This is a genomic window from Vibrio sp. B7 (assembly GCF_963888765.1).
In the GTDB taxonomy this organism is placed as follows: Bacteria; Pseudomonadota; Gammaproteobacteria; order Enterobacterales; family Vibrionaceae; genus Vibrio; species Vibrio anguillarum.
The window spans coordinates 13,165-34,878 of the sequence record NZ_CAWPKR010000007.1 but is presented as its reverse complement, the minus strand read 5'-3'; the positions used below and the strand labels follow the sequence as shown (position 1 = coordinate 34,878).

The following is a 21,714-nucleotide window of genomic DNA, read 5'->3' as shown; positions in this document are numbered from 1 at the left end:
TTATTTGTCCTCACCCTTTTTACACATAGGGAAGCCAAGTGCTTCACGAGATGCGTAGTACGCTTCTGCAACCGCTTTGGTCAGGTTACGGATGCGTAGGATGTAACGTTGACGTTCTGTCACCGAAATCGCTTTACGCGCGTCCAATAGGTTAAAGGCATGGCCCGCTTTCAAAATACGCTCATAGGCAGGAAGTGGCAGCGGTTTTTCTAGCTCAAGTAGATGCTTACACTCTTTTTCGCACTGGTCGAAGAAAGTGAAAAGAAAATCGACATCCGCGTGTTCGAAGTTGTAAGTGGATTGTTCGACTTCATTTTGATGGTAAATGTCACCATAGGTGACTTTACCTAATGGGCCATCTGTCCAGACTAAGTCATACACTGAATCCACGCCTTGAATATACATGGCGAGACGTTCAATACCGTAAGTGATTTCGCCGGTGACAGGCTTGCACTCAAGGCCACCGACTTGTTGGAAGTAAGTAAATTGAGTTACTTCCATGCCGTTTAGCCACACTTCCCAGCCAAGACCCCAAGCACCTAAGGTTGGGTTTTCCCAGTTATCTTCCACGAAACGAATATCGTGTACTAGTGGGTCAACACCGAGCACCTCTAAAGACCCTAAATACAACTCTTGAATGTTGTCTGGTGAAGGTTTGATGATGACTTGGAATTGGTAATAGTGTTGCAGGCGGTTTGGGTTTTCACCATAACGACCGTCCGTTGGACGACGAGAGGGTTGAACATACGCCGTTGCAATGGGCTCTGGGCCTAAAGCTCGCAGGCATGTCATTGGGTGAGAGGTTCCTGCACCAACTTCCATGTCTAATGGTTGAACAATGGTACAGCCTTGTTGGGCCCAATAATCCTGCAGCGCGAGGATCATACCCTGAAAGGTTTTGATATCGTATTTTTGCATAGTCAGGTTCGCGCGATTCTTCTGTCTGAATGGATGAAAATAACGAACAAGTATACCCAGATATTCGTTCAGCGAGTAGGGGTAATCTTGCTTAATTAATGGTCGAAAATCCGTTTTGGTCGAATTTATCGCATCGATTGTGCCAAATTCCTGCACATGAACGATTTTGACTTATTTCTAACTTGAGATTTTCACTCGGCCTGATTAGAATTGCGCCGTCTTTGGGGAGTAGCTTACCAGTGAGATTTCTTATCTTAACGGTTCGTTCGTCAACATAATTGGTGCCAAATCACCGTGGCGTTCGAGGCTAAAGTCATTTTAGCTTAGCAAGACCTTAGACAAACATCACAAACCGGGGCGGGGAGTGGCGTTTGTCTATGGTTATTATAATTATCCCGCCCCATCGAGCCTGTCGTGAGCGTATTAGCTATTTCAATTACTACCGTCGCCTTAGCTGAAATTGGCGATAAAACCCAACTGCTTTCTCTGCTGCTAGCCAGTCGTTATCGTAAACCTTTGCCTATTATTGCCGCCATTTTTGTCGCAACGATGGTTAACCATGCACTCGCTGCTTGGCTGGGCGTGGTCGTTGCCGACTACCTGTCACCAGAAATCCTTAAATGGGTGTTGGTCGCTAGCTTCCTTGCCATGGCGGGTTGGGTGTTAATTCCAGACAAACTCGACGGTGATGAAAAAATTACCAATCGAGGCCCTTTTGTCGCTAGCTTCATCGCCTTTTTTGTCGCTGAAATTGGCGATAAAACCCAAATAGCAACGTCTATTCTTGGTGCGCAATATGCGGATGCTCTACTGTGGGTGGTGCTCGGAACGACAATTGGTATGTTGCTGGCTAACGTACCTGTGGTGCTGATTGGTAAATTATCCGCCGATAAAATGCCGCTAGGACTTATTCGTAAAATCACGGCGGTACTCTTTTTGATATTAGCGATCGGCGCGGCGATTTGGTAATTCCAATCGATTAGATGATTGGGCGAGTGAGCGTGACACAATTTATTACTCAACTTGTCGCCCAACGTCTACGGTTGCGTGATGAGTGACAAATTTATGCCATACTGGTCATGTTACTGTAGTGCTAGATGATGCAAGTCTAAGAGGGAATGCATATGCTGACACGTTATATGGGAATGACCGCCAAGAGCCAAAGTTACTTGTTTACGTTCGGTTTTGTGCTGACGTTGTTGGGTATGGCGTTGACGGAAATGTGGCTACCCATGGTGGCCGGCGCAATCATATTGTGTGGCTTAATGGTGGAATCTTGGATCCGAGTCGCGCACATTATCCCGATGCACGATGAAATTCGAACCCTGCAAAAGCAGATCACAAAACTGCAATCAGAGATCCGCACCATCGAGTTTAATGAGTAGTGTGCAGCGTAATGAATCAATGAATCAATGAATCAATGAATTAATAGCAAAAGGCGGCCTTTTTGAGGTCGCCTTTTCTTTTGCGTACGCATCACTTAGATCGAGGCTTAACTCAATCCTTTCTTAATCAAATAGAGATAGGGCAATGTGTCCACTTTCTCCGCAATTAACTGATGATCCATAAAGCGGCAAAAACTGGGAATGTCTCGAGTGGTTGACGGGTCATCGGCTTTCACTAGTAAAATTTCGCCATCTTGCATGGTTCGAATGGTTTTTCTGACCATCATTACAGGCTCGGGACAGCGCAATCCTTCGGCTTCGAGTGTTTGTGTGGCAAGTGCCGGATCAAATGTCATATTCAAACCTAATCGATGTTATCGCAAGGCGTAGATAATACTGGCGAGGAAAAAATATTCAATAACCACTTGGCAAAGTGATCTTTTTGTTTTAACTTACTTAACAAGTTGATAACAATTTAGTGAGGCACTTATGTTAACAGCGCTTGATAGGTTAACCATTTATTCGGTTCTCTGCTTTATCTCATTTTGTGCCTTAGTGATGCGAACGCCTGCAGAAACGTCATGGATGCCACTTTTTGGTGTCAGTGCGTCACTGGTTGGGATCTGGCTTGAGATGCATCTTTGGAAAGGCATCTCAGAAGAGCAGAATCACTAATCCATCACATATTGATCAACGCATTGCACTAATACGACACGTAACACATTCCGACACTATCCCCATTTTCTTGGGCTTCCCCGCTGAAAGGCGGGATTTTTTTTGCCTAACGCGTACACTGAGCCTATTTACCAATGACAAAAGTGGGGTTATTGCATGGAGTTGGAAGATATCTATCGTCGTGATCTGAATTTATTGATTGCACTGAGAGTGTTGATAGAAGAGAGCAGTGTCAGTAAAGCGGCCCAGCGTTTAAATCTTAGCCAGTCAGCCATGAGCCGTGTATTAGGTCGGTTACGTGATCTGCTCAATGATCCTCTTTTTACGCGCCAAGGTCAGCATCTCATTCCGACTGAAAAAGCGCTGGAGCTTAATCGTGCCTTAGGCGAGCCATTGGAGTCTCTACGTCAAATCCTTTCACCTGTTGAATTTGACCCTCAGCAATGTGAACAAACCTTCACCATTGCCACGACAGATTACGCAATGCAGACCATCTTACCGTTTGCTTTACCAAGGATATATCAAGAGGCACCAAACGTGTCGTTTGAGTTTTTACCTTTGCAGCATGATAGGTTGGCCGATCAACTGACTTATGAAGGGGCTGATTTAGCGATTTGTCGCCCAACGTCGCCAGTAGCACCATTGATGAGTGAGGTGCTTGGGCGAGTCGGTGTGCTTTGTTTGCTCTCCCAACACCATCCGTTGGCGAATCGGCAGATCTCTTTAGCGGATTACCTGACATACCCTCATGCGATGATTGCGATCAGTGATGGTGTTAATGCCTTAATTGAACAAGCATTAAGTGAGCAGCCTAAACGGAAAATGGTGCTCAGAGCCTATCATTTAGAAGCCGCGCTAGCGATTGTTGATACCATGCCATTGATTATTACGGTGCCTGCGGATCTGGCCTATTTAGTGGCAGAGCGTTACGCATTGGTGGTGAAGCCGTTACCGTTTCAGTTTACGCCGTTTGACTACTCTATGATTTGGCACTCGCGATGTGAGCATTCTCCTGCCCAAGAATGGTTAAGGCAGATCGTCAAACAAGAGTGCAGTCGGTTGATTGCTAAGCGTATTGAAGAGATGCAGTTAGAGGGAGAAAAATCATCAAGCTTTGAGTAAGACCAAAGCTTGATGAATGAATGGTTTAAAGCTTAATCACCACGCGACCAGTTACTTGACCATTGGTGATCGTTTCAGCGTACTGCGCTGTTTGTTCGAGGGTGATTTCCTCACACGCTTGCTCAAAGTAGCTTGCAGGTAGCAGTTTCGCTAAGCTTTCCCATGCTGCCATGCGTTTTTCTAGCGGGCAAGAGACGGAGTCGACACCTTGTAGGCGTACATTGCGCAAAATGAACGGCATGACGGTGGTGGGTAAATCAAAACCACCCGCTAAACCACACGCGGCAACCGTGCTGTTGTAGTCCATTTGGGCTAACACTTTGGCTAACATTTTGCTGCCTACTGTATCGACCGCGCCAGCCCAAATCTGTTTTTCCAGCGGACGAGCTGGCTCTTCAAATTCGCTGCGATCAATAATGCGGCTTGCTCCTAGTTTTTCTAGCAGTGGACCATTTTGTTCAACACGACCAGTTACCGCAGCAACTGTATAACCTAGCTTAGCTAATAGTGTTACAGCAACTGAACCCACGCCGCCACTGGCACCCGTCACCAATATTTCACCCTTTTCCGGTTGAATACCCGCATCTAAAATGGCTTGCACGCAAAGCATGGCAGTAAAGCCAGCAGTGCCAATCATCATCGCTTTTTTGCTATCAAGGCCGTGCGCGAGTGGTACTAACCAATCGGCTTTCAAGCGTGCTTTTTGCGCCATACCACCCCAATGGTTTTCACCCACTCCCCAACCGGTTAGTACAACTTTATCACCGGTTTGGTAGCGAGTATTTTGGGATTCAAGTACGGTTCCTGCAAGATCAATGCCCGGTACCATAGGGAAATTGCGAATGATTTTACCTTTACCTGTAATGGCTAAACCATCTTTGTAATTCAATGATGAGTAATCGACCGCGACTAAAACTTCACCTTGCGGTAATTGTGATTCGTCGATTTGTTCAATGGTGGCAACTGTGTTTTTTTCTTGTTGATTAAGGATTAACGCTTTAAACATTCGGATCTCCAGATTGGCACAGCAAGCATAAGATGTCGCTAAGTGTAGTACTGAATTAACTATGACTAAAATGAAACTTTAGCATTGGTTCTATGCGTCTTATGCATCACTCATAAAAAATGCCAGTCGTGGGACTGGCATTGAGCTTTAGGATAAGAAGAACTGGTATGAAGGATTGTCCGTCTCATCTTTGCATTGGTAACCCAATTCTCTAAGGTGAGCGGAGAAGCGGTTTAAATCGCTCTCTTCGAGTTCAAAACCACACAATACGCGGCCATAATCGGCGCCATGATTGCGGTAATTAAACAAGCTAATGTTCCAGTGTGTGCCAAGCGTGCTGAGAAATTTCAGCAGAGCGCCCGGATATTCCGGAAATTCGAAGCTGTATAATCGTTCTTTTAGCGGCTTAGAGGGTTTGCCTCCAATCATATAACGGACATGCAGTTTGGCCATTTCATCATCCGATAGATCCACCACAGGGTAGCCACCTTGGCGTAAATCGTGAATGATGTTGTCGAGCTCTTCTTGCCCACTTAACAGACGTACACCGACGAAAATGTTGGCCAGTTTGTCATCGTTATAGCGATAGTTGAACTCGGTGACCGCTCGACCGCCAATGATATTACAAAACTCAAAAAACGCGCCTTGACGTTCAGGTATGGTCACCGCCAAAAGCCCTTCACGTTTTTCGCCTAGCTCACATCGCTCCGACACGTAACGCAAGCCGTGGAAATTGGTGTTAGCCCCTGAAAGTACGGTGCCTAACTGTTTATCCACCAGCTTATATTTTTCCGCGAATTTCTTCAGACCAGCCAGAGCAAGCGCTCCAGAAGGTTCGGCAATCGCACGCGTGTCTTCGAAGATATCTTTAACCGCCGAGCAGATTTCATCGCTTGATACCGTGATGTGGCCATCAATGTATTGTTGACACAAACGGAAGGTTTCATCACCAATACGTTTTACCGCGACACCGTCGGCAAACATGCTGACTTGGTCAAGCACCACGGGTTTACCTGCCTCGAGTGCTGCTTTTAAACAAGCAGAATCTTCAGGTTCAACCGCAATGACTTTGATTTCTGGCATCAGCTGTTTGATGAGCACCGCGACCCCAGCGGCTAAACCGCCACCGCCGACGGGTACAAAAATGTAATCAAGGTGGCCATTTTGTTGCAGCATTTCCATGCCAATCGTGCCTTGCCCTGCAATGACCAGTGGGTGATCGAACGGTGGGACAAACGTATAACCTTGCTCGTGAGCCAAGCGTTCCGCTTCGGCTTTGGCTTCATCAAAGTTGTTGCCATGCAAAATCACCAAACCGCCAAAACCGCGCACCGCTTCGACTTTGATATCAGGGGTAGTTTTAGGCATCACAATGGTGGTTTTAATGCCTAATTTTGTTCCCGATAGAGCCATTCCCTGCGCGTGGTTGCCTGCTGACGCAGCAATCACCCCTGCTTGTTTTTGCACCTCAGATAAACTCGACACCATATTATAAGCGCCGCGTAATTTAAAAGAATGCACAGGCTGGCGATCTTCACGCTTGAGCTGAACGCGATTTTTGATGCGCGCCGATAAGCGAGGCATATCCTGCAGTGGCGTCACCGTTGCGACGTCATACACGGGGGCGCGCAGGATCTGGCGCAGATAATCTGCGCCAGTTTGAGTTGCATTACCTGAGTCGCTCATCCGCTAGCCCTCGAGCTTAGATTTGTCTCGAACAGCCCCTTTATCAGCGCTGGTGGCCATACTTGCGTAGGCTTTCAATGCCAAAGAGACTTCACGCTGGCGATTGACAGGTTTCCAACCGAGCTGGTCTTGTTTGACGCGGCGCTCAGCCAGTTCAGCTTCTGAAACGTTGAGCGTAATGGAGCGGTTTGGAATATCAATGGCGATAATATCCCCAGAATTAACCAAACCTATCGTTCCGCCGTTCGCAGCTTCTGGAGAAACGTGACCAATTGATAAACCGGAAGTGCCCCCAGAGAAACGACCGTCAGTCAGTAGCGCGCACTCTTTGCCTAGCCCCATTGATTTGAGGTACGTGGTTGGGTAAAGCATTTCTTGCATACCCGGGCCGCCTTTCGGGCCTTCATAGCGGATGACGACAACATCACCGGCCTTCACTTTACCGCCTAAAATACCTTCAACGGCACTTTCTTGGCTTTCAAAGACCACGGCTGGGCCTGCAAATTTCAGGCTACCTTCATCAACCCCTGCTGTCTTGACAATACAGCCGTCAACGGCAATGTTGCCTGATAGCACGGCTAGGCCTCCATCTTGGCTAAAAGCATGCTCTTTGGTACGAATACAGCCTTCTTTGCGATCGTCATCGAGGCGATCCCATCGGCATTGTTGTGAGAAGGCTTTAGTGGTACGAATACCCGCAGGGCCGGCACGGAAAAAGGTTAAGACGTCTTCATCTTGCGTTTGCATGATGTCGTATTGAGCCAGCTGCTCTTTCATCGATAAACCCAACACGGTGCGAGTTTGATTGTTGATGAGACCGGCGCGATCCAATTCACCAAGAATCGCCATCACGCCACCCGCGCGGTGTACATCTTCCATGTGATATTTTTGAGTCGATGGCGCGACTTTACACAGATGAGGTACGCGGCGTGACATGCGGTCGATATCACCCATGTCAAAATCGATTTCACCTTCTTGAGCGCCTGCTAATAGGTGCAATACGGTGTTGGTTGAGCCGCCCATAGCAATATCGAGCGCCATCGCATTTTCGAACGCGGCTTTGTTGGCAATATTACGCGGTAAGGCGGATGCATCATCTTGTTCGTAGTAACGCTTGGTTAATTCAACAATGCGTTTACCTGCGTTGATGAAGAGCGCCTCACGATCGGCATGCGTGGCTAACATCGAACCATTACCTGGTTGAGAAAGCCCCAACGCTTCGGTGAGACAGTTCATTGAGTTGGCGGTAAACATGCCAGAACAAGAACCACAGGTTGGGCAGGCCGAGCGTTCAATTTGTTCACTTTGTGCATCGGAGACTTTAGGGTCAGCGCCTTGGATCATCGCATCGACTAAATCGAGTTTGATGATTTGATCAGAAAGCTTGGTTTTACCCGCTTCCATTGGCCCGCCAGAAACAAAGATGACGGGAATATTAATGCGCAGTGCCGCCATCATCATCCCAGGGGTGATTTTGTCGCAGTTGGAAATGCAGACCATCGCATCAGCGCAGTGCGCATTAACCATGTACTCGACAGAGTCTGCGATCAACTCGCGTGATGGTAGTGAGTACAGCATGCCGCCATGCCCCATGGCGATACCGTCATCTACCGCGATGGTATTAAATTCTTTGGCGATGCCGCCGGCTTTTTCGATTTCACCCGCAACCAATTGACCCATATCTTTGAGGTGCACGTGGCCCGGTACGAATTGAGTGAACGAGTTAACCACCGCAATAATCGGCTTACCGAAATCTTCATCTTTGACGCCAGTGGCGCGCCATAATGCGCGCGCTCCAGCCATATTACGTCCGTGTGTCGTTGTTGCGGATCTATACTTTGGCATTGTCTATCGTCCTCTATTACTTCGGTTGTGGGTACACGTAATCCAACCAGCCCCACTTGTCTTCAGTGGTGCCGTTAAATAGGCCAAAGTAAGCTTCTTGCATCACTTTCGTGATTGGCCCACGTTTGCCCTCTCCAACCGTAATTTGGTCTACGCTCCGTACAGGGACGATTTCGGCGGCGGTGCCAGTCATAAAAATTTCGTCAGCAAGGTAGAGTGCTTCACGCGCAATGTTCACTTCACGCACTTCGTAACCCATCTCTTTAGCCAGCGTCATGATCGAATCACGCGTGATGCCCGGCAAGATGGAGCTGGTGGTTGGTGGCGTGAGCAGCACACCGTTTTTGATGACGAAAATGTTTTCGCCTGCACCTTCAGATAAATAACCATCCACGCTTAAGGCGATACCTTCGGCATAGCCATGACGACGAGCTTCACCACCGACAAGCAGAGACGATAAATAGTTACCACCCGCTTTGGCTGCGGTTGGAATGGTGTTTGGCGCAGCGCGATGCCAGCTAGAAACCATCGCATCCACACCATTTTCTAGCGCTTCATCACCTAAGTAAGCACCCCAAGGGAAGGCGGCAATGATTAACTCCATTTCAGTATTCACTGGTGGGCAAACGCCAAGGCCAACGTTGCCAACAAAGCCAAGTGGGCGAATGTAGGCTGAATCCAGTTTATTGACGCGCAATGTTTCACGTGTCGCTTCCATGATCTCTTCTATCGTATAGGGGATAGGGAAACGGTAAATTTTTGCTGAATCTTTCAGGCGTTGAGCGTGCTCTTTATGACGGAAGACGATTGGACCTTTAGGAGTGTTATAACAACGCACACCTTCAAACACCGAGGTGCCGTAGTGCATTGCGTGTGTCAGTACATGAACGTTTGCATTTGCCCACGGAACCATTTCACCGTTGAACCAAATGTAATCTGCAGTTTTTGTTGCCATTTATTGCCTTCCTTATGCACAAATCTTTTGTTGTAAATTGTTATTCGGTAGTTCGTTATTTTTTATTGGGGTGACATCGACACTGCGAATATCCCATAATTTTTCAATTTGATTGATCAGTGTGCTGATGGGGCGATCACTATCAACAATGATTTCAACACTGGCGACTTTGCTGGCGTGGTTTTGCGTTGCGGCCACTTGTTTTATCACAAATCCACGATGGCGAATCACGCGCAGAACACGCTCTAATAGCACCGGTTTATCATCGGCTTTGATGTCTAATAGGTATCTATCCATTAGGTGTTCTCCAACATATCACTATTTGAGGCGCCCGGTGGTACAAGCGGCCATACGTTTTCTTCTTCATCAATCAAAACGTGAAGCAGATAAGCTGTTTTGCTGGCCAGCATTTCTTTAAGTGCTGGTTCAACTTCTTCTTTTTTGGTGATGGTTTTGCCAGGAATATCGAACGCCTTAGCTAGCATCACGAAATCTGGGTTGTCATCCAAAATTGTTTCGCTATGGCGGCCATCAAAGAACAGCGATTGCCATTGGCGCACCATACCTAAACGGTGGTTGTTCAGTAGTACCATCTTGACCGGGATTTGGCGGCGCTTGAGCGTACCAAGTTCTTGAACATTCATCATGAACGAGCCATCCCCGGAAATGAGAATGGATTGATCATCTGGGCGAGCAACGGCAGCACCCATTGAGGCGGGCAACCCAAAGCCCATAGTGCCAAGGCCAGCTGAGGTGATGAAGTTCTGTGGAGCACGCGGCTGAATGTGCTGCGCGGCCCACATTTGATGTTGGCCAACGTCGGTTGAGACGATGGCTGAATCGGGCATCATGTCGGACAGTTGTTTGAGTAACAATGGTGCAAAAATGAGATCGCCCGGGTGGTCATAGCGCCACTTAAAGCCACTGCGCAAACTTTCACTGTGGTGAACCCACGGTGCGATATCACGCGTCAGTTCCAGTTGTGGAAGAATGAGATTGATGTCACCACGTAGTGACGCATTGGCGATACGGAGTTTATTAAACTCGGCCGCATCGATATCGATATGAATCACTTTGGCGTGTGGTGCAAAAGTATCCAACTTTCCCGTTACTCGGTCATCAAAGCGCGCTCCAACCACAATCAGCAAATCACACTCTTGAACGACCAAGTTTGCCGCCTTAGTCCCGTGCATACCAAGCATGCCGAGGTAATGCGGGTCATGACGCTCAATCGTGCCCAAGCCTTTTAAGGTGCTTACTGATGGCATCGGATTGAGGCGTAAAAACTCGCGTACGGAATCGGTCGCTTTGGCCAGTTGAACGCCACCGCCAACATACAATACAGGACGAGAGCTTTGTGAAAGCAGTTGTTGCGCTGCGTGAAGCTGCTCTTGGCTGGCAACTGGCATGGCTTGCGCAGTGAACGCAGGTAGCTCAGTCACGGGGGTTTTTGCCAGTTGTACATCTTTAGCGATATCCACAATCACCGGGCCGGGACGACCCGCTTTCGCTACCTCAAAGGCTTCGGCAAGGGTGGGTGCGAGATCGTGGATATCGGTAACGAGGTAGCTGTGTTTGGTGCAAGAGAGTGACATACCAATCACGTCCATCTCTTGAAAAGCATCGGTACCAATGTGCGAGCTTGCGACTTGGCCGGTGATGGCGACGAGGGGGATTGAGTCAAGAAATGCATCGGCAAGACCGGTGACCAAATTGGTCGCTCCAGGTCCTGAGGTGGCCATGCACACCGCGACATCTTGTGTCGAGCGCGCCATGCCAATCGCCGCCATGGCTGCACCTTGTTCGTGGCGACAGAGAATGTGTTCTACACCGCCATCGTATAATGCATCATAGATTGGCATGATAGCGCCGCCGGGATAACCAAAAACGGTTTTGATTCCCTGCTGCTTTAATGCGGCTACAACCAGTTGTGCTCCTGTCATCGTAACCCTCCCAAACTGTGTATGGCACAGTAAACCATGTTGTGTTTGCACTTCATGTGCGCTCCCATTCTTCCTGTCATATCGGGTTGGATAATCACCAACCAGTATGAACTTTTTAGTTTAATAGTTGTAAAAAAACCCCCGGACTTTTCAGTGCGGGGGTCTTTTGAATCTGGTGGTTATTTTGCGCCCACTAGCCCCCGCGCGGAATCAATAATGACCACGATAATCAGGCTTAGCAGTAGGTTAATGTGAGCGTTCAAATTCATCACTTAATTCTTAAAATAGTTGGCGTAATATCTTACGAAATTGTTTGCGTCTCTAGTGGTAACACACAATTCCGTTAAATGACAAGCAAAAACTCATTCTTTTTTCACATTCTTTCAGCATCACAACAAGCTATATAACAATCTCTCGTGTGCAAATAAGAGCGCAGAAACAGAACGAACACTTTTTAAACAACCACGAAGGAATGAAATGGGACTCGCAATTATTCACAGCCGAGCCAGTGTTGGCGTGCAAGCACCGACAGTGACAGTTGAAGTACATATTAGCAATGGTATGCCCGGTTTTACGTTGGTCGGCTTGCCAGAAACGACGGTCAAAGAGTCTCGTGATCGCGTGCGCAGCGCTATCATTAATTCCCGCTTTGAGTTTCCCGCCAAGCGTATTACGGTCAATCTAGCCCCTGCGGATCTCCCCAAAGAGGGTGGTCGATTTGATTTACCGATCGCGTTGGGTATTTTGGCGGCCTCACAGCAGATAGCGCTAACGAAGTTAGATGGGTATGAGTTTATTGGTGAATTAGCCTTATCTGGTGAGTTGCGTCCTGTTAAAGGTGTATTACCCGCCGCTTTAGCTGCGAATCGAGCCAAGCGCTGTTTGGTGGTGCCTCATGGTAATGGTGATCAAGCCGCGTTAGTGGCAAAGGATCAGCATAAATCGGCGCAAACGCTGCTTGAGGTGTGTGCTGATTTGTGTGGCCAGCAAACCCTCTCTCTTTTTCAAACCGAACCTAAACCGTGCCAAGCGAAAAGTACTCGCGATCTGCAAGATATCATTGGTCAACAGCAAGGAAAGCGAGCGTTAGAAATCGCAGCCGCGGGCAACCATAACCTGCTTTTTCTCGGTCCACCCGGAACGGGTAAAACCATGCTTGCCTCTCGGTTGTGTGATTTATTACCAGAAATGAATGAAGATGAAGCGATGGAAACTGCTTCGGTTGCTTCTCTGACTCCACAAGACATCAACCAGCACAACTGGAAGCAAAGGCCATTTCGCTCGCCTCACCATTCCAGTTCAATGGCGGCACTGGTCGGTGGCGGTTCTATTCCGAGGCCGGGGGAAATTTCTTTGGCACACAATGGGTTATTGTTTCTTGATGAAATGCCAGAATTTGAACGAAAAGTGCTCGACTCATTGCGTGAGCCATTAGAGTCAGGTGAAATTATTATTTCAAGAGCGCAAGGCAAAACGCGCTTTCCAGCTCGCTTTCAATTAGTGGGGGCGTTGAACCCCAGCCCAACTGGTTATTACGAAGGCACGCAAGCCAGAGCCAACCCGCAGAGTATTTTGCGCTATTTGGGACGCTTATCGGGGCCATTGCTTGATCGCTTTGACATGTCGATAGAAATCCCCTCGCTTCCCAAAGGAATGCTGGCAAATGGCGGCGAAAGAGGTGAAGCAACGGCTGTGGTTAAAGAAAGAGTGTTGATTGCTCGTGAACGGATGGTGATTCGTAATGGCAAGGTTAATGCTTTGTTAGGGAGCCGAGAAATTGAACAGTATTGCCCTTTAAGTAAGGCTGACGCCGAATTTTTGGAAAATGCACTGCACCGCCTAGGGCTCTCCATCCGCGCGTATCATCGCATTATCAAAGTGGCGCGTACGATTGCTGATTTAGAAGGGGCCGAGCAGATTGCTAAGCCCCATCTAGCGGAAGCACTCGGCTATCGAGCGATGGACCGCTTGTTGAAACAACTGACCGCACAAGCGGTGTAATGAACTTAAAATTGGTAATTTAACCCTAGCGCTGTAAAGAGAGACGATTCGTCGTAAAACGAGAGGTTTGAGCTCGATTGGTTATAACCGGCTAAAGCGATTAATGACCAATCATCCCAATCCATAAATTGACTGTATTCGTACGCGAAGAATAGGCTCAGTTCATCGTCATTACGCACAGTGTGATTAAACAGTGAATTTCCACCTTGATAGTCGCGCTTGGTATAACCAGCGGTCAGCGCCAGTTTATGGCGATTGATAAACGTGAAGTAGGAGAGATCGGCGGCGTAAGAGTGATGAGTATTGGCGTCGCCATCCGCTTGGTGGTTGATATAAGTGATGGAGGGCTGTAACAAACTGGTTGGGCTCAGAGAATAACGATACTGCCCTTTTAGGTAGTAACTTTTACCATCACGAGCCAGTTCAGGGCTTGGAAACTGATCGTTGTCGATCTCTTTGGTCGCGTAAGCGACATCGATAGTCCATGGGCTGCCTTGAATACTATTGAATGTTAATCGGTAGGCATTTCCTGACTCATCGGTTTCTTGGCGCTGACTCTTTAGTTGGTAAGGATTGGCCCAGGTTTTTCCAGACATCACGGTCGGCAAAAAAGCCACATCAACCACGGTACCTGTCTCCATCTCATATTGATAGCCCAGCTGAAGCGCTAAAGTGCCGACGGCAATATCATCACGTGAGGTGCCTAGATAAACCTGTTGTTGACGTTTGTCCCCGAAGGTGTAAGCAAGGTTACCCAAAGGCCCAACGGCAAAGTTTGACTGCCGGCTACTCTTTGTTTCGAGTGATGTAATACGCTCATCTCCACCCGTATCAAATGATGATTGGGAAGATGCAAAAATAGTATTAATGGCAATCTCACCACTTAAACCTGTTTCTGGAGCCAGTTCGGCAGATACATGAAAAGCCAGAGCGCTAACAAGCGTCATGGACAGGTATTTATTCATTAGGAGTTTCCATACTTTGATTCAATAGTGGTTAAGTATATGAATAAACTTGGATGACGACACGATAAAACTAATCTGACCGTTTTATGAATGAAGAGTGAGCCTTGTCTTAGGCATACATAGTTTTGTGCTGCGATGGCTTGTGTTTCAAGATTGGTTGTATGAGAAAGCGCTGCAAGGTTGAACTTGATTAAGTAAAAATGAGGAGCCGTTGTGCTCCTCATTTGGGAATGATTACTTGGTCAGTAGGTAATTGACCAGTTCGAAGTATTCATTGGTCGATTTAACACCTTGTCCCTGCACCAAATAATGATTGTTAACCACGACAGCAGGCACACCTGAAAGGCCGCTTTCTTGGAACTGTTTGTCAAAGCGGCGCACCATTGAATCGACGGCAAAACCATTAAAGGCGGCATCAAATTTTGCTGCATCAATACCTTCGTCTAGGAAGATTTGACGTAGATCAGCATCATCTCTTGGTGGTTTACGCATCGTGTGGATGCGGTTAAACATCACGGGCACCATTTTGTCTTCAACTTTGAGGGCAAGCATGGTGGCGTAAGCTTTACTCATTGATTTACCCATAGAGCCACCCATAAAAGAAACATGGTTTTTCTGCAGAGTAACCCCTTGTGGGAGCTGCTTTTTCAGTTGGGCGATGATCGGCTCAAAGGTATTGCAGTGTGGGCAGTAAAAGGAGAAAAACTCCGTCACGGTTGGATTTTTAGAGGGTTCAAGATCAAGCACTTTATAATGCTCACCTTCTTTAAATTGGGCTGCATGAGCCGATAAGCTCAGCAGTAAGGTTGCAACCAGTGCAAAAAGCTTCTTCATTGTGTACTCCATTTATTGCTTCAAGGTGACTTACCATTGTGGCATTAGTGAGAGCGTAGGCTCGTCTAATGCTGCTATTTGTTCTTTAAACGCAAGCACTTGGCTTTCCCAATATTTAGGGTCATTAAACCAAGGGAAGGCGAGTGGAAAAGCAGGGTCCTGCCATCGTTTGGCCAACCATGCCATGTAATGCACCATTCGTAGACCGCGTAACGGTTCAATTAGTTTCAATTCGGCTGGATTAAAATCGTGAAACTCTTGATACGACTCTAAGATAATGTCCAACTGCATTCGCTTATCTTGCAATTCGCCATTGAGTAGCATCCACAAATCCTGTACTGCTGGTCCATTGCGAGCATCGTCTAAATCGACAAACATAGGCCCATCTCGCCACAAAATATTGCCTGGATGGCAATCACCATGCAAGCGGATGGCCGCGGATTTTGCTGGCCATTGCTGTTCAATTTTGTTGATCAATAACGATAAGTCACTGAAAAAGGTATTTTGCAAGTGCTGAGGTATGAAGGACGCATTTTCCAATAGCTGTTTGGGTTGATAAAGATACTCATCTAAGCTGATGGTTGGGCGATGAACAAATGTACGAGTGGCACTGATGTGATGAATGCGTCCAAGAAACCGGCCCACGCCTTCTAATTGGTCCATATTGTCCACTTCAAACTGCCGCCCACCCACACTGTTAAACAGCGCGAAATGATAGCCCTGATAGTGATGTAAGGTTGCACCGTTGATGAGCAATGGCTCAGCAATCGGAATTTCCGCCGCGTACAGCTCGCGTGTGAAATCGTGCTCCTCTTGAATTTGCTCAACACTCCAGCGCTGAGGTCGATAGAATTTCACCACATAGCGTTGGCGTTCTTCATCGATGAATTGATAAACGCGGTTTTCGTAACTGTTGAGTGCCAGAAATCCTGATTCAGCACGAATGCCGATGCTTTCTAAGGCATACCACATGGTATCAGGGGTGAGTGCATCAAAATGGAAAGAAGCTTTGGTCATGATTAAAAAGGGCCCATTACTGAGCCCTTTTCCATTCGTTACGAAGTTAGAGTTTATTAATAAACCGGCTCTCAACTTCTATCGTGAATTGGTTACTGTCCGTGAGTATAAACTGAATCGTCGCTATAGGAGAGCTGAGTTTGTCAGGAGCGACGCCAAGGCTGGTTGGTAGGTTCAATACCTCTCCTGGTTTGACTTGAATGGTTTGTTTACCATACCAAGAGACGTCCGATAGCCCTTTCACGTCAAGCTTATACTCTTGCGTTTGCTGAGTTTTGTTGATGACTTTCAAGGTGTAAGTGTTCTCAATTTCACCATTGCTGTTGGTTTTAAATAGCTGGTTTCTATCACGCAATACACTTAAGCCGACCGGATCAACGCTGGCCACTTGAGCGATGAATAAGCCAAACATCACCAGCAGTACCGTGCCATAACCGAGCAATTTAGGCCTGAGTATTTTGGTGTGGTGGCCGGAGAGGCGGTGCTCCGTGGTATAGCTGATGAGCCCTTTTTCATAGCCCATACGTTCCATCGTGGTATCGCACGCATCAATACAAGCGCCGCAGTTAATGCATTCGTACTGCAAGCCATCACGAATATCGATGCCAGTCGGACACACTTGTACGCACAAATCACAATTAATGCAGTCACCTAAACCGAGTGCTTTGTGATCGGCTTTACGAGCGCGTGGCCCACGAGTTTCACCGCGTTTGCTGTCATAGCCAACAATAAAGGTATCTTTGTCAAACATAGCAGACTGAAAGCGAGCATAAGGACACATATGGATGCAGACGATCGAACGCATCCAGCCTGCATTTCCGTAAGTACAAAGGGTGAAAAAGAGTACCCAGAAGACGGGCCAGAAACTTTCATCGAGTGTGAAAAAGTTCACCACGAGTTCGCGTACCGGGACGAAATAGCCGACAAAAGTAAAACCAGTACCGAGTGCAATCGCCAGCCAAGCAATGTGTTTGATGGCTTTTCTTATAGCAAGATTAGCGGTGAGTTTTCCTGAGTCCTGCTTGCGGCGTTTATTGGCGGCGCCTTCGAGTTTTTCTTCAAACCAAATGTAGATAAATGTCCACACAGTTTGCGGGCACAGATAGCCACACCAGACACGGCCAAGAAAAGTGGTAATAAAAAACAGGCCGAATGCCGCAATCATAAACAACAGGGCAAGTAGAGTTAGGTCTTGTGGGTAAAGTGTGGTGCCGAAAAAGTTAAATTGCTGGTGGCCGATGTCGAGCAAAATCGCTTGACGATCACCATAAGAGATCCACGGTACCAAAGTAAAAAGCAGCAGTAAAAACCAGCCACCATAGCGGCGGAGTTGTTGATAAGTACCTTTACTTTCGCGCACATAAATACGGTTGCTAGGGTTAAAACGGTCACCGTTGCCTTTGTGAGTTTTGGGGTTGAATATTTTAGGAGTCACATCCTTTATATCGATTTTGTCCTGACTCATGAAATGATCCTTGTTGGGCTGTAAGGTGTGATTTCTTTTAGTTCACACTCTGCGACATTGCTGTTTTCTCTTTGGGTACAATACCAAGATGAGAAATTATCATTGTTCAATCTTTATTTATTAAGCGGCAAGTATAACGCCAATAACAATTTTATTTCTTTAACACTATCAACCTTTAACAATAAAGCCTCAACTCGTGAGGCTTATCGCTAATAATAAAAAAGCGACCTAATAAGGCCGCTATCTTGATCATTATCACAGGGGCTACATCATTTTATGATGCCACGCGCGCGTAAAATGGCTGTTTTAAAATCATCTTCCTGATCTTTCTTCAGGCCAGGAATCATTTCGTCTTTGGCGCTGTTGCGCATTTTTAGATGGTAGATCAATACATCATCTGTAAGCGCTTCTAATGGTCCTTTATAACCCGCTTCTTGAGCCAGTTTGGTGATGAATTGCATTAAGTTGAGCTGCTGATCTTTTTGCCATTCAGGCGCAAGTAGTTCAATTAGCTCTTCAATTCGATGACATTGCATTCTCTTTTCCCCAATTTTTATAAGTATTTTGAGTAAAGGTATCAAATTGCGGATTGAAGTCCAATTGAGCGCAAAGAAAAAGCGCAGGGTTTAGCTGCGCTTTTTAATTATGCTGCCTGAACAACATTAGTTGTGCTCGATGCAGTAAGGGCATTTTTTTCAACTAAAGTCATTGCTGGAGCGACTTTTTTTGCAGTCGGAGCAGCAGCAAAACCACTACGACGACGCATTGCACTACGGTTTGTGTGTGAAAACCTGACAGCTGTTGGGCGCATTCATTAACCTAACGGTCAGGCACATCCATTGCCAATCTAATGGCCTGAATCACCATGAGTTGAGCTTCATAATTGAAGGGTGGCTCTTCTGGCTCTCGCCAATCCAAATAATGATTCAGGAATAACGATATGCTTTCATATCGTAGTTAGATTAGCACCAAGTTTTGAATTGATCGATAGTTGAACGATTGTTGAGATGAATATTCTTGCAAATAAAGCTTAAAATTGTGTGAGATGCTTGGTTGAGTTTGTCATCTGATCGGCATTACATCGCGTTTTGTTAAATAGGAGGTACCTATGTCGTTTACAAAAAACTCGCGATTTATCGCTCTCCTTGATACCCGTTCGTTACGAAATTTGCAGTTAGGCTTACAACTGTAAGCTGAAGTGTGCAATACTAAGCCCACATTTTGTTGCTTTTGGTATGGTGTTTATGTCTGCTGTTGACAATGACGGCTATGGTGCTGGTGAAGAACGGGCGAATGCGCTGAGTCATGGTTTGGGGCTATTGCTTAGTTTTGTCGGTTTAGTATTGCTGCTGATCAAGGCAACAAGTGCACAGGCCGATGCATTGACTTATATCAGCATGAGTCTCTATGGTGGCAGCATGATAGCGTTATTCCTTGCTTCTACGCTGTATCACTCCGTTGCGACGCCGAAAGCCAAACGCTGGCTAAAAACGTTCGACCACTGTGCCATTTATCTACTGATTGCCGGAAGTTACACACCCTTTTTGTTGGTTAGCCTTCGCACTCCTTTGGCGATAGGTCTTATGGTGGTGATCTGGCTGCTGGCGCTGCTCGGTATCATCATGAAAATTGCCTTTGTCTACCGTTTTAAAAAGTTCTCACTGGTGACTTATTTGGCGATGGGGTGGTTATCCTTGGTTGTGATCTACCAACTGGCGCTCAATATCGAGATCGGCGGTTTGGTGTTACTTGCTATTGGTGGTTTGGTCTATTCGCTCGGGGTAATTTTTTATGTGGCGAAACGCATTCCCTATAATCACGCGATTTGGCATTTATTCGTGCTAGGTGGCAGTGCTTGTCATTTTTTTGCGGTTTACCTTTTTGTTCACCCAGTAAGTGCTTAACGCATTTCAACCCGCTCAATGTTGGCCGAAATTTGATAGCCTTGCTGGCGATCAACCTGAAGGATAATCGGCTTTCCTTGCGCTTGAGTTTGTGGGCGTAAATAGCTATCAGCCATCCGTTTAATGGATTGCCAAATGGGTAACTGCTGAGTGAGTAGCGGTTGACCTTGCTCGTCATAAAGAGTGATGCTGAGCACTACCGCAATGACAGATTGCGAGCTTTGATTGGTGATGGCTGTTGGGATAACGAGTGTATCTCCTTGGTAGTAAGCCGCGCCGAGTACCACTTCCACTCCAGAATCTGACAGTTGTAAAATCGGTTTTTCACTCCCCATCTCAAAGGTGGTTGCTCGGGCTTTTTGAGCAATAGGGGCCGCGTGAATGACGGTTTCCTGCGACATTGATTGCGGTTCAACATATTGCCATGTGAAATCCTCATTGAGTTTCACTTGGCGGCCATCTTCTAAGGTCAGAACTTGCGCGCAAGATGCTGCGCTTGCTGTCATGCTTAACAGCATCATTATCACAGGTATTGTCTTCATCTTAACGTCGCCAAAATGCAGGGAAAAACAGAACGATAATCGTCAAAATTTCTAAACGCCCCATCAACATCCCTAAGCTCAGAACCCACTTTGCTGCGTCAGGCAGTGGTGCGAAGTTGCCCGTTGGACCAATCACCGAGCCCATTCCGGGACCAACGTTGGCCACTGCGGTGATGGAACCTGAAATGCTGGTAACAGGGTCAAGGCCCATTGCACTGAGCGCGCCTGCGATAGCAATGACAGTGATGAAAAAGGTTAAACCAAAAGCGACGACTGAGCGGACAATATCATCATTAACTGGACGATGATTATAGCGCTGTACGAAGATGCCTGATGGATGGACCAACTTCATAATTTGTTTATTGAGCAGCGTCATCGCAATTTGGAAGCGGAATACTTTAATCCCACCAGAGGTTGAGCCGGAACAAGCTCCTGCTGCCATTAAGAAGATGAACAGAGTGCTTGGCAGTGCGCCCCAAGCGGTGAAATCTTCCAAACCAAAACCAGTAGTCGTGACCACTGAAACGATATTAAACATCGCCACTCGCAGGGCGTCCAACCAGTAGTAGCCTAGTTTGAGATTCAGCCACAACGCAATGATGAGACTGGCAATTAGGAAAAGATAAGCAAATCCGCGCACTTGTGCGTCTTTTATGATCACTTTGATATTTTGTTTTCGGGCCGCAGCGACAAACAGCAGAAAGGGCAAGCCCCCCAAAAACATAAACAGCGTTGCTACCCAATGTGCACCGTTTGAGAAGTGGTTCATTGAACCGTCGGAGGTGGAATATCCACCAGTCGACAAGGTGGTGAATGAGTGGTTGATCGCTTCAAAAAGCGTCATGCCAGTGAGGATGTAGCCAATCAAGCACAGTAAGGTCAGTACCAAATAGACCAGCACAATATTTTTCGCGACAGTTTTGGCGCGTGGGCTACTTTTATCGGACCAATCTGACGATTCGGTTTGGAACAATTTCATCCCACCCACATTGAGCATTGGTAATACCGCTACCGCCATTACGATAAACCCAACCCCACCAAGCCATTGCAGAATAGAACGCCACAACAAGATGCTGGGCGGCATATTATCAAGGCCACTGAGCACGGTTGAACCTGTAGTGGTTAACCCTGACATGGTTTCAAAGTAGGCGTCGGTAAAGCTGATGTGGTTGATAAAGACGAAAGGGAGCGCCGCGAAAGCGCTGGCAACCGTCCACACTAAGCTGGTGATGAGAAACATATCGCGCACGCTGAGCTTAAAGTGCGCGGTACGCCCCAAGCTTAAGCAGATAAAGGCGACAATATGAGTGATGATGACCGCTTGAGCAAAATCAAGGAAGCCACCCGTACCGGTAAAAAAAGCGACCAGTGTCGGCACATACATAAATAGGGCGAGCTTAGACAGCACGAGTCCTATAACGAATGAAATGGGGCGTAAATTCAGCATGACG

General features: G+C 47.0%; 21 protein-coding genes. 6 read left to right on the top strand and 15 right to left on the bottom strand.

What is annotated here, in order from left to right; translation table 11 throughout:
• The gene (gene glyQ, locus AACV32_RS04050; RefSeq protein ID WP_013855568.1) at positions 1–918 is read right to left on the bottom strand and encodes a glycine--tRNA ligase subunit alpha; all 918 of its coding nucleotides are present in this window, start codon (positions 916–918) and stop codon (positions 1–3) included.
• 414 nt (positions 919–1,332) lie between these two features.
• Here glyQ and AACV32_RS04045 point away from each other — a divergent pair, with 414 nt between their 5' ends.
• Positions 1,333–1,887 (top strand): TMEM165/GDT1 family protein, encoded by a 555-nt coding sequence (locus AACV32_RS04045; RefSeq protein ID WP_017046363.1) that lies wholly within the window; start codon positions 1,333–1,335, stop codon positions 1,885–1,887.
• Positions 1,888–2,042: 155 nt separating this feature from the next.
• Complete coding sequence (locus AACV32_RS04040; RefSeq protein WP_010319938.1) at positions 2,043–2,303, top strand: hypothetical protein; 261 nt, start codon at positions 2,043–2,045, stop codon at positions 2,301–2,303.
• 107 nt (positions 2,304–2,410) lie between these two features.
• Here the strand turns inward: AACV32_RS04040 and tusA are convergent, their stop codons facing one another.
• A complete protein-coding gene (gene tusA / locus AACV32_RS04035; RefSeq protein ID WP_010319937.1) occupies positions 2,411–2,659 on the bottom strand; it encodes a sulfurtransferase TusA in 249 nt (82 codons plus the stop codon).
• Positions 2,660–2,792: 133 nt separating this feature from the next.
• Here tusA and AACV32_RS04030 point away from each other — a divergent pair, with 133 nt between their 5' ends.
• Entirely contained in the window at positions 2,793–2,978 is a 186-nt protein-coding gene (locus AACV32_RS04030) for a hypothetical protein (RefSeq protein ID WP_010319936.1), read from the top strand.
• A gap of 156 nt (positions 2,979–3,134) precedes the next feature.
• Complete coding sequence (locus AACV32_RS04025; RefSeq protein ID WP_170895671.1) at positions 3,135–4,100, top strand: LysR family transcriptional regulator; 966 nt, start codon at positions 3,135–3,137, stop codon at positions 4,098–4,100.
• Positions 4,101–4,125: 25 nt separating this feature from the next.
• On the opposite strand, the gene acuI is transcribed toward AACV32_RS04025, so the two are convergent.
• The 6 genes from acuI to ilvG all read right to left on the bottom strand — a co-directional run bounded on the left by acuI (position 4,126) and on the right by ilvG (position 11,535).
• A complete protein-coding gene (gene acuI / locus AACV32_RS04020; protein ID WP_170895670.1) occupies positions 4,126–5,106 on the bottom strand; it encodes an acrylyl-CoA reductase (NADPH) in 981 nt (326 codons plus the stop codon).
• Positions 5,107–5,253: 147 nt separating this feature from the next.
• Complete coding sequence (gene ilvA, locus AACV32_RS04015) at positions 5,254–6,792, bottom strand: threonine ammonia-lyase, biosynthetic (RefSeq protein WP_017049641.1); 1,539 nt, start codon at positions 6,790–6,792, stop codon at positions 5,254–5,256.
• A gap of 3 nt (positions 6,793–6,795) precedes the next feature.
• Positions 6,796–8,637, bottom strand: a complete 1,842-nt coding sequence (ilvD, locus tag AACV32_RS04010) for a dihydroxy-acid dehydratase (RefSeq protein ID WP_017046358.1) — start codon at positions 8,635–8,637, stop codon at positions 6,796–6,798.
• A gap of 16 nt (positions 8,638–8,653) precedes the next feature.
• Positions 8,654–9,592, bottom strand: a complete 939-nt coding sequence (gene ilvE, locus AACV32_RS04005; protein WP_010319931.1) for a branched-chain-amino-acid transaminase — start codon at positions 9,590–9,592, stop codon at positions 8,654–8,656.
• A 12-nt stretch (positions 9,593–9,604) separates the two neighbouring features.
• On the bottom strand, positions 9,605–9,889 hold the full coding sequence (ilvM, locus tag AACV32_RS04000) for an acetolactate synthase 2 small subunit (protein WP_010319930.1): 285 nt from the start codon (positions 9,887–9,889) through the stop codon (positions 9,605–9,607).
• On the bottom strand, positions 9,889–11,535 hold the full coding sequence (ilvG, locus tag AACV32_RS03995; protein ID WP_017046356.1) for an acetolactate synthase 2 catalytic subunit: 1,647 nt from the start codon (positions 11,533–11,535) through the stop codon (positions 9,889–9,891). The genes ilvM and ilvG overlap by 1 nt, the downstream gene beginning before the upstream one ends.
• Before the next feature lie 477 nt (positions 11,536–12,012).
• On the opposite strand from ilvG, the gene AACV32_RS03990 reads away from it, so the two are divergent.
• Positions 12,013–13,536, top strand: coding sequence for a YifB family Mg chelatase-like AAA ATPase (locus tag AACV32_RS03990; protein ID WP_017046355.1), 1,524 nt, complete (start codon positions 12,013–12,015; stop codon positions 13,534–13,536).
• 5 nt (positions 13,537–13,541) lie between these two features.
• Here AACV32_RS03990 and AACV32_RS03985 read toward each other — a convergent pair whose 3' ends face one another.
• The 5 genes from AACV32_RS03985 to AACV32_RS03965 all read right to left on the bottom strand — a co-directional run bounded on the left by AACV32_RS03985 (position 13,542) and on the right by AACV32_RS03965 (position 18,353).
• The gene (locus AACV32_RS03985) at positions 13,542–14,501 is read right to left on the bottom strand and encodes a DUF2860 domain-containing protein (protein WP_017046354.1); all 960 of its coding nucleotides are present in this window, start codon (positions 14,499–14,501) and stop codon (positions 13,542–13,544) included.
• Positions 14,502–14,735: 234 nt separating this feature from the next.
• Positions 14,736–15,335, bottom strand: coding sequence for a thiol:disulfide interchange protein DsbA/DsbL (locus tag AACV32_RS03980; protein ID WP_026028316.1), 600 nt, complete (start codon positions 15,333–15,335; stop codon positions 14,736–14,738).
• A gap of 30 nt (positions 15,336–15,365) precedes the next feature.
• Positions 15,366–16,352, bottom strand: a complete 987-nt coding sequence (locus AACV32_RS03975) for a serine/threonine protein kinase (RefSeq protein WP_026028515.1) — start codon at positions 16,350–16,352, stop codon at positions 15,366–15,368.
• 46 nt (positions 16,353–16,398) lie between these two features.
• Positions 16,399–17,817, bottom strand: coding sequence for a cytochrome c oxidase accessory protein CcoG (ccoG, locus tag AACV32_RS03970; protein WP_170895669.1), 1,419 nt, complete (start codon positions 17,815–17,817; stop codon positions 16,399–16,401).
• Between the two features lie 269 nt (positions 17,818–18,086).
• A complete protein-coding gene (locus AACV32_RS03965) occupies positions 18,087–18,353 on the bottom strand; it encodes a YihD family protein (protein ID WP_029189868.1) in 267 nt (88 codons plus the stop codon).
• A 708-nt stretch (positions 18,354–19,061) separates the two neighbouring features.
• Between AACV32_RS03965 and trhA the strand changes: the two genes are divergently transcribed.
• Entirely contained in the window at positions 19,062–19,721 is a 660-nt protein-coding gene (gene trhA, locus AACV32_RS03960) for a PAQR family membrane homeostasis protein TrhA (protein ID WP_139151034.1), read from the top strand.
• Here the strand turns inward: trhA and AACV32_RS03955 are convergent.
• Complete coding sequence (locus tag AACV32_RS03955) at positions 19,718–20,263, bottom strand: DUF3157 family protein (RefSeq protein WP_170895668.1); 546 nt, start codon at positions 20,261–20,263, stop codon at positions 19,718–19,720. The two genes, trhA and AACV32_RS03955, sit on opposite strands and share 4 nt — an antisense overlap.
• A gap of 1 nt (position 20,264) precedes the next feature.
• Positions 20,265–21,710: a TrkH family potassium uptake protein gene (locus AACV32_RS03950; protein WP_017043680.1), complete on the bottom strand. Its 1,446-nt coding sequence runs from the start codon at positions 21,708–21,710 to the stop codon at positions 20,265–20,267.
• Positions 21,711–21,714 lie beyond the last annotated feature (4 nt).